General features: G+C 45.2%; 5 protein-coding genes. All 5 read right to left on the bottom strand.

The genetic code is table 11. The features are described 5' to 3' along the window. Window positions 1-47: 47 nt before the first annotated feature. The gene (locus tag DF182_RS21485; RefSeq protein ID WP_113617858.1) at window positions 48-2,108 is read right to left on the bottom strand and encodes a TonB-dependent receptor family protein; all 2,061 of its coding nucleotides are present in this window, start codon (window positions 2,106-2,108) and stop codon (window positions 48-50) included. Between the two features lie 225 nt (window positions 2,109-2,333). Then, entirely contained in the window at window positions 2,334-2,942 is a 609-nt protein-coding gene (locus DF182_RS21480) for a hypothetical protein (protein ID WP_113617857.1), read from the bottom strand. 2 nt (window positions 2,943-2,944) lie between these two features. Further along, a complete protein-coding gene (locus tag DF182_RS21475; RefSeq protein WP_113617856.1) occupies window positions 2,945-5,830 on the bottom strand; it encodes a carboxylesterase family protein in 2,886 nt (961 codons plus the stop codon). A gap of 93 nt (window positions 5,831-5,923) precedes the next feature. Continuing rightward, window positions 5,924-6,709 carry a hypothetical protein gene (locus tag DF182_RS21470; RefSeq protein WP_147243502.1) on the bottom strand — a complete coding sequence of 262 codons (786 nt, stop codon included), beginning with the start codon at window positions 6,707-6,709 and terminating at the stop codon, window positions 5,924-5,926. Between the two features lie 17 nt (window positions 6,710-6,726). Then, entirely contained in the window at window positions 6,727-15,396 is an 8,670-nt protein-coding gene (locus DF182_RS21465; RefSeq protein WP_113617854.1) for an RHS repeat-associated core domain-containing protein, read from the bottom strand. Window positions 15,397-15,406: the final 10 nt, after the last annotated feature.

The raw sequence follows: 15,406 nt of genomic DNA, 5'->3' as shown, positions 1-15,406 counted from the left end.
AAAATCATCTCCCGGAAAAATGTTGATGTATCAGTGGATGATACCATTTACCGGTGAATACGGTATGACAGACCCACATTCACCGTAGTTGGCGCTCCTGGGAAAAGACCACCCCAGAAATCATAACGGTGGGTAAAATACCGCTCATTCAGCAGATTGTTGGCAGTCAGGCTTACACCCCAGTTATGCCAGTTATAATTCAGAGAGAGGTTCAGCAAATTATAGGAAGGAATGGCGCCGTTGCCTCCATCTGCAGATGGCTCCTCTGTATTCAGCGCATCATTATACTGTTTTCCGGTAAAGGTATTCCAGGCATTCACAATCAACTCACCTGCACCGGCACGCGTCTGGTATTTGGCTCCTATCGTCAGCAATTGCTGTGGCGCATAGGGCAACAGGTTTCCCTTATTGGCTCCCTCTTCGAAAGTAGCTCGCTGCAAAGCACCGGTAGTATATAAGCGCATACCTTTAAAAGGCTGTATATTCAGTTCAAACTCAATACCCTTGTGCATAGCTTTACCGGCATTAGAGAAAACGCCGCCTTCTTCCGTCAGTTTATGGTTAAAGTCCAGTATATACCCACTCAGGCTCAGGTCCAGCCAGTTTACCGGCGTAGTACGGATACCCACTTCATAGTTGTTGGATGTTTCAGCTCCCAGGCTGCGGCCATCTTTAACAGTGCCCGGATCTAAAGCGGCATTCAAAACCGGAGGATTGTACCCTTTGGAAACAGTGGAATAAACCCTGAATCTTTCTACCGGTTTGTACAATAACCCGAAGGAATATATGAAAACACTGGTCTCAGTAGACAGCTTCTGACCGGTCATATAATCGCTCTGCCCGTAGTTGATAGCGGTATACCGTAAACCCGGGGTGAAGCTAAACTTATCAGAGAAATGTATCTCGTTCTGTATATACCCTTCCATTACATTGGTAGGAATGGTGGTAGAGAAAGTAGTTTTGCCCGTATGTTGCAGAGGATCATCACCCATCACCTTTATGCTATTGGTCTGGTCTCCGAGGTACTTCAGCCCCACGATCAATGAATTATCCAATCCAAACAACTTATTGGTACGGTTATACTCCAATACAGCACCACCGGTGAAGATATCCCTCAGATCTCCCAGGATGGATTTTTTATCCCGTTTGGTATCATACCACCAGTTACGTTTAAAATAATTGGCAAAAACAGACAGGGAGAGTGTGTTGGTAGCATCCAGGGTTTTCTTATAGGTGATAGCCGTGGAATAACGCTGCGCGTAGAAGTGATCGAATGGGTTGACACTTTGCCTGTAGTTGTCTTTATACTGCTGTTCGGAAAGGCCTCCCGGTGTTTCAGCATCTTCTGTATAAACATTTCCGGAAACGGCCAGCTCGTTGGTAGAATCCAGTTTGGCACCTACCCGAAAGGTAACATCATTGGTATTAAAAGCAGCCCTACTGGTACGGAAGCCATTACCCTGCCGGCGGTTGTAGTTGACATAATAGTTAAACTTACCATTATCCCCATATGCAGATGCATTCGCATTTAAATAGTTATAGCTGCCCGCTTCAATACTGGCTTCTGCATTGGGTTTCCCCTGCCCTTTTTTTGTAATCAGGTTGATGACACCACCGATGGAACCAGCACCATACAATACCGGCGAAGCACCTTTGATCACTTCAATCCGTTCCAGTGAAGCAATGGGCAACATATAATAGGCTCCCAGCTGGCCATAGCTTTGTCCTAATGGAATTTTTCCATCTACCAGTACCACCACATACCCGTTTCTTCCGGGGTCAAGACCACGCAATCCTATTCCCGGCTTTAACCCACGACCATCTTCATCCTGATAATTGGCACCGGGGATCAGGCGGATGGCGTCGCCTACTGACTGGATACCCAGTTCCTTGATCTGCCGGTTGTTAACGATATTGACTGTACTCGCCAGATTTTTAATCTTATTGTTTAAACCATTGGAAGTAACCGTTACATCCTGCAGGGATATATTCCAGAGGCTGTCTCCAGGCACCGTTTTCTTCCCTTGTGGCGAAGTGTCCTGTGTGTATCCATTTAAAACCGAACCGATTAAAACTGAAAAGAGACAAGCAGTAGGTAATGCTCTCATAGATCAATGTGTGTTTTTAAAAACAGGGCACAAAGATATTTTGAGGCATCGGACACGGCTACTCGAACACGGAAAAAATGGATAACAAGCAAACAACAAAAACTAAACTATGTAATATTGATATTCAATACAATAATCAGCAAAGCGATATTCGGATCAGGAAAAAATGAGCAGCAATAAAAAAGCTGGCCGTTATACCGGCCAGCTTTTTTGTCGATGACTATTTTACATTCCGCAACAGACCTGTGTGTTGTACCACTTCACCCCATCGCTCACCAGCATCAGCTTATCACCCTGACCTACGGTCAGATTGTTGTCAGCTGTATACGGCGGAGTGCCGTTCACACCTCTGTTGACGAAAGCGCCGTTTATTTTCCAGCGGTTGCTGCCGCTTGTTTTATCGACGATCACGATTTCCCGGTTTTTGTTTTGTTCTGGTGCGGGCAGTGTGATCTGCCGTGGCTGCGAGATATCGGGCAGCAGCACTACATGGATACTGGCCGGTACGAGGTAGTTGGTATCCGGTGCGATGACCAGCCCTCTGGTCATATTTCCCAGCCACCATACATCCCTGATGCGCAGGGTATCCTGACCGGGTATAGCGATAGCGCTGTCGCCCACCGTCACCAGCTGCAGCTTAGTAAACGACGTACGTCCCTTACCGTTATTTTTCAGAAAGCCGTTGATTTTGCTGGTTTTGTTTTCCAGGATCAACTCGGTACCGCAGCAATCACCGGTCAGCAACACGCTATCTGCGCTGATTTTATGTACCCGCTGCGCTTTAACGGATAAGAACAGGGCTATCAGTACATGAAGCAACAATATCTTCTTCATAACTAATTAATTTTCTCGATAATCAATCCTGATATAAATGCAACGTCAGAGTAGTTATTATCATTACGGTTGATGCTGACCTTGATCGTTTCTCCTGCTTTGATCTGCCCGTTGAAAGTGACATAGTTGTTGGTATTATCCGTCGGATATACGTATTGCAGCTGGTTGCTCGTACCGCCGAATTTCACATTCACAAAGGCCTGTCCTTTCCGGTCTACAGTAGATTTTATGGAGGAGATCAGTTTCACCTGGTATTTACCAGCTGGTAAACCCTGGCCGTTGCTACCTTTTATTTCCAGGCCGTAGTTGGAACCATCAAACTTCATGAAACCATTCATCACATGGCTACGTACCACATCGGCAGGAAAATCGGTGCTGAAGTCACCAGTGCTCATACCATTATCATCAGCGCCATATCCCGTGTAGTATGTACCCCAGTTGGCGGTGTTGACAGTGCTAAGTACCCAACCGGTGGGGTTGTCTGTAAACTCTTGCACATTCTGTGTGAAATTACCGTAGGCACTAGTCCAGCCCGGAACATTCTGCGGTGTTTTACTGAAATTAAACTGTGCTCTGTTTCCTGGCTGAGGTCCCGGTTTTTCTTTCAGCACAATAGCCACTATGCCTGACTGGCCTGGAGGCAGGTTTGACAGCGATCTTGATTTTAATGTCAGGTTGATGACGCCACCGGTAGATTTCACATTGGTCACATCAACATAATCATTAGTATTCCAGGCCGCATAACCGGAGCTCACATTCGCACCGTTGACGGTTGCAGTCAGTGCAGAAGAAGTTGTTTTATCAGTGTTTCTGTTGGCATGATAAATCCTTATATCATAACCGGAATTATCTGACAAGCCGCCAAAGGCATAGGTGGCGCCGGTAGCATCGATCACAGCACCGTCTCTGTAGATAGTATGGTCGAGGCCCATGTAATCGTTGTCCAGCCCGTCGTCGAAGTTGGCGGACACACTAGCGCTCACCACTTTAAAGCTGAGCGGATAAGTACTTCCTTTGATATCCTTCAGTCCATTAATGATGGTACCGGGTGTGTTGTCGATGATCTTATTGGTGTTAGGTACCGATGTATTGGAAGCCACACCCGGATCGATGACGTAATAACGATAGTATTCCGTGAGTCGTTGCAACAGTACGCGCAAACGTTGTTCCAGCGCTGATTTATCAGCTGAAGCCGGAAGTTTCTGTACCAGGATCAGCGCTTTGCTGTATTCGGTGAAGTCTTCCTTCTCTTCTGCCCTGGTGACAAAGTTGGCCGCTGCTAACTCCGGTTTGCGATTGTATAACAAGAAGAAATCCTTTTCAAAATCAAAAGAGGCCTTCGTTTTATCGTAAACTGTCTGGTTCCAGATAGTAGGTTCGTGGTCACCGATGGTGAGCATCTTTATCTGTGGCGGATAAAGTCCTTTAGGACTAGCACTATTGATGGTATTGATACAATCCCAGGTGATAGTGGAAGGCACATAAGGATCAATAAAATCCTGTACATAATAAGCACCTATATTTTTGGCGATGATACCATTTTTTTGCAGATCATTGTCAGTAGGCGATATAGGAATATAAGCCGCAAACAGGGAAGGATAGGAAGCTACTGCCAGGCAAGCCGCGCCACCACCAAAAGACAGACCGGTCACATACACCCTGTCCACATCCACATGATAGTTCTTCACCGCATAATCATAAGCAGCCTTTATCGATTCTTTGGTCCAGTTTGCAGTGGGTGACTGTGGCGCAATCACGACGGATTGCATCGGGAAGCTTTTGTTATACAGGTATATGGGCAGCCCTCCAAAAGGATTCAACACCTTACTGATATCGTTACCATACTCCCCACCACCGTGCAGGAAGATAATCAGCGGGTAAGCCGGGTTGCTGTTGGGATCGTAGCCATCCGGCAGATATACCCAAGTTTTGTTGCCGTTCGTAGTGTCGTATACGTTATCATTAGGGCCGCCGCTGGAGAACATCTGCGAAGGCATCGGCACCAGCACTTTGATAGTATCTTTAGCTGTCAGTCCCAGCTGGTCGGTGACGGTAATCACGAAGACATAACTGCCGCCGGTGAGATTGGATACACCGCTGTTTAATTTGGAGCTATCGGCAAAATTCACTTTCGGAGATCCGGATGGTTGTGATATAACTGTCCAGATAGAAGTGTAATAGTTGCTGGAACCGGGTGTCACAGAGCCATTCATGGTGGTTTGCGTAGAACCGGCTGGCAACGTGGTATCTTTACCTGCATTAACAGTTGGGGCTTTGTTGGCACCTGCCGCGCATACATTCAGGTCGTACCATTTATTACCATCCGAAAAGAGAATCAGTTTATCTCCTTTGCTGATGGTCAGACTGTCTTTAGCCAGATAAGGTGGCGTACCTTTCATATCGCGGGGCACAAAAGCCCCCTTTACCCACCAGCGGTAGTTGCCAGTGGTTTTATCAAGGATCACGATCTCACGGTTACGGTTACTCTCCGGAGCAGGCAACGTTATCTTTCTTCTGAGGGTGATATCACGGAGCACCACCCCCCCTACTTCCTGCGGGATGAGGTAATCAGCATCCCCGGTGATAATAAGGCCGCGGGAAAGTCCACCCGACCACATAAGTGCCCGCAGGGAAAGGGTATCCTGACCGGGTAATGCCACTGCAGTATCTCCTACCGGCACCAGCCGGAGCTTACGGAATTCGGTCCGTCCCTTCCATTTGTTGAAGAGGAAACCCAATGTGTCCTGGGTATGGTTTTCCAGGATCAGTTCCGCTGTATCGCAGGTATTGTAGATACGCACACTGTCAGCGCGTATCTGGTAGATGTGCTGCGCATAGGATGCGATACCCATCAGGAGGCATACAATGGAAAGAAAAAATTTTTTCATGATATAGGGTTTAGACTGATTTTCAAGTGTCTGGAATTTTATCCTTATTTATTTAAAAATATGTGAGCTATACTTTGCAGCCCGATTATACGATTAGTCATAACTCGATGGAGGCAGCTCTTCATCGAAATTAAAAATACAGGTATCATTCGCAGGCAATGATTTAAGATTAAAATACCAGTTAGAGCCCTTCGTTTTTATGCAAAAACGGTCGTTATCAACCTGATTCAGGATTAACACTTTTGAAGATGGGACGATTTTGTCCGGATAAATAATATAAGGTCTTATCCTAAGTGAATCAAGTAGATTTATTTCCAGGAAACCATCATTATCCAAATCTGTAATAAGGTTTTCCCTGACCATCCAGGTTGTTCCTGGTATCTTGGATTTCTCATTTAAACAGACAATTCTATTCCTATCTGAAATATTGAATACCAATATATAACTGGATATTATTCTGCCAGACCCACCATTTAGAATCCTGAACAAAAGGTATTCTCCATCGTGGTGATAATAGGTAATACTTTTGACAAGTGGCACTATTCCCGACTCTAGCATCTTACCAATATCAAACTGATTACCATTTATACTCAGTGTGTCACTAACATTTTGGTCAAACATTCTCAGGAGAAAAGTAGGAGCCTTATGTTCAATTTTAAACTGAGCATTTAATTCCCAGGTTTTAAGGACCAGAAAAGTATCTTTTTCAAAAGTAGGATACTCCACCTTCAGAAGTTTGGGCGAAACAGATACTGCCTCCCCGATTTTTTTTACCGGGCTGTTACTCAATTGACCAAAGCTGCAAAATGGTCTGCAATCATTATCCTGCCCACATGCAGTAACGCACCAAAAGATAAAAGGCATCATTATTTTTCTCATAAAACTCACCCGATTAATCATTTAGATTTAGGTTCTTCATCAGATTTATATTTGGGCATATCATTGCTTACATTGTTAGTTTTCCCATCTCCTTTCCAACTATCAGCATTGGGATTGGGGTCCTTTGTAACACCGCTTCTTGCGTCAATTATTTCCTTGAAGATTTCTTTTGTGCTAGGAATGTTAAGTTGAAGCTCCTTAATATCTCCTTTGCACATGAAATAATTCGCATAATTACCGTTCTGTTTTCCTCCATCAATTTGATACCCATTTACTTCAAATGTTTCCCGGAATTTATCAACAGCCGCAGGATCCATCGGTTTGTATACTCCAAATGCTACATATCTGTTAAATCCGTATAGGGCGTTTAACTTTAACACAGTAGTATTTTTTTCTGTACTATACAAATTTTCTTTTGTTTTCTTGTCCACACCAATTATTGTATTCCTAAGAGCCGCTATATACTTTGCATATTTAATTTCCCGATTATTAATTACATGTGCCAACTTTCTATATTCGCTACTTTTGGTACCGGCTTCGCCATAAATAGAATGTGCATTATTCAGTAGAACATCCACCGTCAGATAGGTAGTATAAAATGTCTTACTGGGACCTTCTGTCATCATAATCGCCGTCCTGGCTTTAGCTGCATTGGATTCAACTGCCTGGTGGATTTTTTCAGCAGAACCATACTCTTTCACCACGTTTGCATCAACCACCCGAACAGCTCTATTAGCCTGATTACCTACCCCGATATAAGTTCCATCTGCAGCAAAATAATATTCCAATCCGTTAAGATCAATTCCACTAACAGGACTATTACTTGCGAACTGATAAGGTGTTAATCCTGCGTATTCATGAGCTATTGGATCCGTACTCAGGAACTTACCTATCCTTGGATCATATATTCGCATTCCATAATCCAGCTGATTTCCCTCTCCTTTCGTCTCATTATCAATTTCCTTACCATTAAAGCCATACCGGTAAGCTTTCAGAGCGTATTTTCTTCCAGGCTGCAACATACCAAAAGCGTAATAATCCTGCTGAGACAATGAAATTGCAGTATAATAATCAACTGTTTTTGTATTAGCAGACACTCCTTGTTTTTTATCAGTTAGTACCGCCATGACGTTCCCCAGATGGTTAACAACTTCATAGTTGCGTAACCCTGTATTATAAGCATCACTCAAAGTATCCGTCAAACTGGTAGGATACGGCAGACGGGGTGGCAACATAGACTCATGCTTTAAAATACCCAGTCGGCTACTTCCATATAACTGTTGTTCTTCCCAGATGAATTGGGTACCATTTTGTTTATAAATGGCTAGTTGTCTACCGGCTGCATCACGAATATAAAAAACACTGGAGTCTCCCGATTGTTTTCTTATTCTGTTCCCGTCCGGGCCATAAGAAAAGCTTACCGGATTACGGCCAATTACGTTCCTGATTTTACCATACACTGTCCATCCTATTTTTTCTACTCCTTCACTTTTATCTTTTATAAGATTACCAATTGCATCATAAGTGTAGTTATCTGATTGCTGCCCTTTTATATCCTCTTTATACTGACTATTGCCAATTGCATCAGAAACACTTGTCAACTGATTATTGTCCTTTTTATAATGATAGGTAAGATCATCCATGGCTCCTACTGCATTGCGTGAATGAGCCAGTATATTACCATTTGCATCGTAACTTATTTTTTCCCTATAGTCTTCAGTTGCGCTGGTGCTATTCCAGGCCTGGCCCAATTGCAATGTATGTTGTTTTGCTTCTTTGAGGCGGTTTAACTGGTCATATCCATAGGTATAACCAGTAGTTTTAGCTCCTGAAATATTACTAAGCGCCAGCGTAGAATAGCTGATATTTCCATTATAAAGCCCATTACCTGTGCTCAGAACAATACCGGAAACATAAGGCATATTAAAAGCCGTGGTATTCGATGGATTAATAGGCGCATAATCATTTCCATTATATCCCAGTGTAACTCCCATTACATCCTTAGCTATCAGGCTATGATTTCCTGTTATTCCATCTCCACCCATATCATTTCCATCCAGTGCAGCAGCGTTGATTCCCTTCAGCCAGCCTTGAAGGGTATAAGCATAATCTATACCCTGTACTTTATGTTCACCCAGCTCCACTCTTGCCAAAGGCCCATGCAAATAATACCAATAAGTAGCATCCTGTTGCCAGGTCATATTATCCCGGCTGCTTAGAGCGGCTACTATCCTGTTTTCGGCGTCATATAAATACCGGTAAACAAACTGATCAGGTTGTCCCTTTTGATAAAACAGATTATTCACCTTGCCTGAAACAAGATCAAAATCATAATCCATCCGTTTCATCCCTTGTCCCGTCTTAGCAAGCTCAAGCCGCTGTTGATACTGCCATAAGGTTTTCACATTGCCCAGCAGGTCATAACTGTAAAAAGAAGCATTATCGTATTGCCCATCACCATCTTCATCAACAGTAGATGCAGTGACACGTTTACGGGTATTCTCCTGTAACAGCCCAAGCCCTGGTAAAGGAAAGTCATAAAATGTCTTCACTATTTGAGATCTGCTCCCCTGCTGCATCCAGGATGAAAGCGCCAGCGTATCCAGGGTATTAATATCGGTAATCGGGCTCCCCCCTTTCTCTCCTGTTTCAATAGTCCTGCCAAGGGGATCATAAATAGAATAGCTATACCGGTTCGATTCTCCTCCGTTTAATGGTTGCCGTTGTTCTGCATTCTGAGACACTACAGACCTTCCCAACCGGTCATACCAGGCTTTAAAAACCCCTCCATCCGGGGTACTCTGGCGTATGATACCATTCAATGTATTATAGGCATACGTCGTAGGCTGGTCATGTTTCACCAGCACCGGATTATGGTTCCTGATCCAGCTGTATCCTGGCGCGCCTTCCAGCACAATATCCTGTTCAGTCACCCGGTCGTGCAGCAGACTACCCATTCCTTCATTCATGGGCAACCAGGTACGCAAACCAGCATCATTACGAGGATTCAGGCAGATGTTGTTATAGTTCATCCAGGCTTCTGCATAGTTTACAAAACGATCGTATATACGTAACTGTTTGATATATCCCTGCCAGTACTGCCAATTTCCTTTTACGAAGGCGGCGCCGAAGCGGAATTGTTTGGTACCTTGTTCTGTCAATGCACCACCGAGGTAAGCATGTGTAGTATCATACTGTACAGGGATAGCCCTGCCATTGATCACTACAGAAAACGGTTTCAGCGGATTACCGGTACCTGTTATCACGATATGAGACCAGGTACCTGCAGGTAATAAGGTGGACAATGGTACTGCAGCCACACCTTCTACCTGTTCAAAGATGGGATAAGGCCACCAGAAAGGTATATGTCTGCCACTGCGGAACACCAGCTGGTTACCACGGGTAAAGCAGCTCACCCCTTTTTCTCCATTGAAAGCAGGGATGGTATAGGTACTATCAATGAAACGGGATGGAGCGCTGACAGCGATGTTATCTGAGAAGATACCCTGATCATGTCCCGCCTCACGGTTTACCCAGGTTTCTATGGAATAGGGTTTATAAGCTCCTGTCATCCAGGTGGGATAAGGGATGTAGGCCCCGTTACCTTTAAAGCTGAGTGTATCTACTGTCTGGTAACATTCTGCAATATTATACGGACGGTCTCTGCGCACTGCGTCGAGTTCATCCTCGGTCAGTAGTTTAACCCCTTTAGGCGGAATCGTTTTTACCAGATTACCTGCCTGATCATAATAGTATAAAGTATAATGATATTCTACCAGGGTACCGGAAACTGTCATCTGTGGCTGCACAGACAAACATTTGGTCAGGTAGATATCCTGGAAATCTTTTAATACAGAATCCCGGTAGGTACTGTATGACAGCGAAGCATTGATCAGCGCCATATCCATACGGGTACGCATACACGGTACAGTATCCGGCTGCAATACCGGTGAAAGCGGACGGTTACAGAGCATATAATCTGCATAAACCAGACCACTGCCACCATCTCCGAAGTTGATACCCGGAAGATTGCAGGAAGTATTATTGTTACTGGTATAGTTAGCTACGTCGTCTACCACATCAATTACTGTTTCATGTGGCACCGACAAGTGATTATAAAAGTTAGTGATGCTTGCATAAGATGACAGCGGATCTATCACCGGAATGCCTTTAGGAGCACACCATTGCGATGCCTGCATACGGAAGTAATAAGCCAGCAGCCGCGCATTGGCTCGAATTGGGAATACATATTTAAAATTCCCGAGATAGGTATCCAATGCACAACAGTCCATTACACCGGGAACACAGGTAACAGTGGAAGGAGAGCCTGCACATACCGGCGGCACACTGTCATGCGGGATATTCAGTGCCAGGTTACAGTTGGCGGCCATGGAGGCGTAATCTTCATAACGCAGCTGTTTACTGAACACAATATTCATCCAGTCCCGCAGGTATACCTTAAAGCTGTCGGCCATATGCGTGTTACCGTTGGGGTTAGCATAATAATCCGGCTGCAGCAGGGAGAACTGCTGATAAGCTTTGGTAAAGGCTTCGCAGGAGATATTGGTTACTGGCACATCTCCCAGCTTACCATTACATCTTCCAATAAACTCATAATATTCAACATAGCTGAGATTAAAATTCAGCTTTTTATTAAGGTAATTAGTCAGCAGCGTTTCGTAATTATTATCTGCCGGCGTCAACGTAGGATACAAGCGTTGGAAATCCATCACTTTAGCCTGTACTACGTCACAAGACGCACAGCTTTTACAGGTGAGTGCATAAGGTAATGGGAACGCCATCTGCGAAGGCGTAACACAATCGCCAGCCACACATTTGCGTAAGAGGATGTCCAGCTGTTCGGTGGTCATCACAAAGGAAGATCCGAATTTCTGTTGCAGCCAGCGCAGGAAACCTGCAGTAGAAACGCCATAAGCTGTTTGTTTATATTGATCATAGAAAGCGGTTATTTTTTCACAGGTACAGCTGTCGCGGGACACATATTCCTGTGTTGCTGTTTCATAGGTGGCCGGATAGTTGATCAACAGCGCAGTACAGGAGCTGTTGATAGCACCGGGGCCGAGGACCCTGTTCATCACATCTTCAAAAGTGCGGTCCACATTGGTACTATCAGGGCTGATGGTACTGGCGCCGAAGATATGGCTCATATCGCAGCCTTTTTCACATACAGCAATCAGACCAGCTTGCAGTTGTTTGTATTTCGTAGAGTCGTTACCGATAACCAGCTGTTGACAGCCTTTCAGTGCCTGCATCCAGGAATCAGCCTGGGCCAGACAGTTTTTGTGGCAGTTTTCATAGAGGGCTGCATCATTGATTTGTTTGATGCTGTCGCTCATCCGTGCCAGTGATTGGGCAGACAGTGATTGCATGAAATCTTCCGTCTGGATATCTTCTGCAAACAGCCGGTGTTTGTTGGCATACTTTGCAGTCAATGGATCATCCGGACAAGTTTTCACACGACCATTGATAATATTTTCCTGTCCGTAGCTGTTTCCTAAGTTGGGATCATTTTTTACCAGTCCGCCACCGATATAACAGTTACGGCTATTGCGAACAGTGTCTATCGGACTATTGCCTCTGGCAATCTCCATCTGCGGTGCTTTGAGCTGGAGATAAAAGGTACGGTATAGCTCCCACTCCTGGTCTTCATCTCTGCCGGCAGCACAGTTGGCCGGTCCTGCACAGTTGTTAAATCCTTTTACGGTAGTATCTTTTGCACAATACACAATATAGTTGATCACCTGTAATACGTTGCTTACAGGCAGCGAAGCATCATTACGGATATAACGGGAGAACTGCTGCAACTTGTTCTGCATAGTGCTATAGGAAGAAGCACCAGCCCCACCGGCAGCGAAGAAAGCATCTTTCTGCAGGAGCAGCAGTGGGTTGCTGCCATCCCAGTAACCGGCATTTCTTGCATCCTGTCCGGTATGTATATCTTCCAGGGAAGCATCAAAACGACGGCTAGCGGCTGTCAGTTCACACCAGCGGTAATAACCGTATTCAGGATGGAAGACGATCAATGCCTTGGCCCAGCTGGGTTTCCAGTTACGGATAAATTCTGCTTCTGTGAGATCTTTGGGGGCTTTCAGCTCTCCGTTGTCGTTGTATACGGAATCCAGTTTGTCATTATCATCTACAAAACCGGTAATGTCTTTATACTTTGTCAGCACATTCACATCTCTTTCTGTAAATATGGTAGCGCTGTTTTGCTGCAGGGCATTGTCGTCATAGGTAGCATACTGTCCACCAGGTGTAACATCTGCTACTATCTGCAGGTAAGCATCCGCGCAGGGAGCTGGCATGCCCACGGTATTCTGCTGACATTTAAGCAACAGGGAATCATACATCCTGCTGGCCATCACCGTATCTGCCGGTAATGGACGCAGACCGTTTTCCTGCATCAGGTTGAGAAGACGGGCGGTGAACAACGTTTTGCTGCCCAGCGTAGCGGCGCAGGGAGTCACCTCGCCGAAACAGCCCAGCAGGTCCATGTTGGCGATATAGTTACGTTTGAAATCATCTTCTGTGAGAATACAAGTCAGCTGTTTCAGATAAGCGGAATCATAATATTCAGCGGCAGCTTTGCTGACACGCAGCTGGAAGCTTGTCTGGTATTCACCGATAGGCAGGTCGGCATCAAACGTGCCGCTAACAGGCCCTGGACGGCGGTCGCAGCTGGTTTCGATACCACTGAGGTTTGCTGCAATCTTTTCTTCGTGCTTCACAGCTCCGCATTCATCTTTCACGGTAATCCACAAATCATAATACCCATCGCTGCAGAGGTCCTGCATATTATTCTCACAAGGGCTGGTGATCACGGTTGCGGGATCATACGAATATTTGAAATGATAAGTACCGGGCAGTGGTATCAACAGACTACTGTTGGAAGTAATGGTAAAATCAGCTGTACTGCGGGTCGTATTATAGCGGTTGGCCAGATCAGCGGTGAAAGGAGCCTGAGCTTCCGCCTGTGAAGGCAGTGCGTATAAATTATCAGGGGCTTTTCCTGCGAGGGCAGTAGCAATGGTTTTTCCATCTGCATTAATGTACCTGACACTCACCTGTCCGTTGGCATCCACCTCCATGGTTTTCTGGTAGTGGGAAGCATCACCGGTTTCTGATCCAAAAAGGCGGTCGAGCTCCAGTTGGGAAGGTTTACCATAAAAGTAACGTATTTCATGTCCCTTACCGGGTTGCAGGTCAAGGCCCACATTCCCCTGCAACCGTATACGGCCGGTATTATCAGCAGTATATTGTTTAACACTGAATGGATAACCTTGTGCATCCGGAATATATCTGGCATGAATAGCATTTGTATGTTGATTGTTAGGCGAATAATACCGTGAAACACCGGAAGTATTGCCCGCCGGCTCAGGAGTTGGTATACATGCAAGCGTATCAATGCCTAATTGCTGGAAACTATAGGGCTTGCTACCATCACTGGCCATATTCAGATTTCTGAAAAAGTGTAGAGAACTATCCAGCTCAGGGGCTGGTAGGAATGTGGCTGCCTCGCGGCCCATCACATCATAAACGGGTGCCTGTACAACAGTTCTGTTACTGGAATTATCCAGGGTGGCCTGTTGCCGATTACGCAACGTGCCATCATAATAAGTGATCACTTCTTTATGCTTCCCTTCTTCAGAAAAAGAAGCTGTATACTGCCAGTTGAGCGATGGCTCATGCGATGCATCCAATCGTACTACTGTACTGGCTGTCCCGGATCCACCAATGGCCTGGTAGCTCCAGGCTGTTTCCTGACGCTCATTATCCAATGGATTAATCCGCACACCTCTCACCCGGTATAGCAGAAATCCGCTGCCATAAACCATATTCAGCATATGAGACGGAGTGCTGGTAGTGATGCGGGTACTGTTACGTAACAACCAGCTTTCCAGTTCAGCCTGTGATACTGTAATGTTGCCGGCATTAATATTCGCCGGGCTGTTTAATGCTTTAATTCTGTCAGCTACATCACTATAATCATCATAAAAAGTATACTCCAGATCATACATTTCCGCACCGGCATAACTGTCAGCACCTGTACTCCAGCTGATATTCAGTTGCTTGCCCAATGTAGGGGCAGTGGTAAAAGCATGTTGGGCTACATCAGTATTGGCCGTACTGAAAAGATAACTACGGTTGATCTGTATCTCATTCCTTATCCGGAAAACAGCTGGCAGATCGTCTTCTCCGCCCAGTTGAGGACTGCTGATACTATTAATTTTGATGGTCACCTTATGCCCGCCGCTGAATTTAAACATGGCTGTTCCCTGGTAGGGTACTGCTTTGGCAGTATCATACTTCAGGTTCAGTTTCAGACCGGCATAGGTACGACTGCCACCGTTCCGGTCTTCATAGGTGATATCGTAGTTCAGTTCACAGGTGAATGGTTTATCATAATAATACAGCGATGTATCATGACGCAATTCAAAAGTGATGATGTTGTTCACTGAAATATCCCGTTCTATTTTCTGCCACTGCGTACTGTTGCCGTATTTATCGTCTTTTACCTGACAGGTCTGTCCGGCTTTGATCTTCCCGGTCAGCACATTGAGATAGTGTTCATCACCGGCACGTGCAGCTGTACTGCACAGCAACAGCCAGCAAAAGGCTATAACCAGCCGGAGTATGTTTTTATATCCAAAGAGTACAGGGTACATAGGGTTAAGC

It is taken from the genome of Chitinophaga flava, from assembly GCF_003308995.1.
Classification (GTDB): domain Bacteria; phylum Bacteroidota; class Bacteroidia; order Chitinophagales; family Chitinophagaceae; genus Chitinophaga; species Chitinophaga flava.
This window is presented reverse-complemented; position numbering and strand designations above follow the sequence as displayed.

Bases quoted from the DNA above. Each gene is read 5' to 3' on its own strand.
- DF182_RS21485 (WP_113617858.1), bottom strand. From the start codon at position 2,108: ATGAGAGCATTACCTACTGCTTGTCTCTTTTCAGTTTTAATCGGTTCG.
- DF182_RS21480 (WP_113617857.1), bottom strand. From the start codon at position 2,942: ATGAAGAAGATATTGTTGCTTCATGTACTGATAGCCCTGTTCTTATCC.
- DF182_RS21475 (WP_113617856.1), bottom strand. From the start codon at position 5,830: ATGAAAAAATTTTTTCTTTCCATTGTATGCCTCCTGATGGGTATCGCA.
- DF182_RS21470 (WP_147243502.1), bottom strand. From the start codon at position 6,709: ATGAGAAAAATAATGATGCCTTTTATCTTTTGGTGCGTTACTGCATGT.
- DF182_RS21465 (WP_113617854.1), bottom strand. From the start codon at position 15,396: ATGTACCCTGTACTCTTTGGATATAAAAACATACTCCGGCTGGTTATA.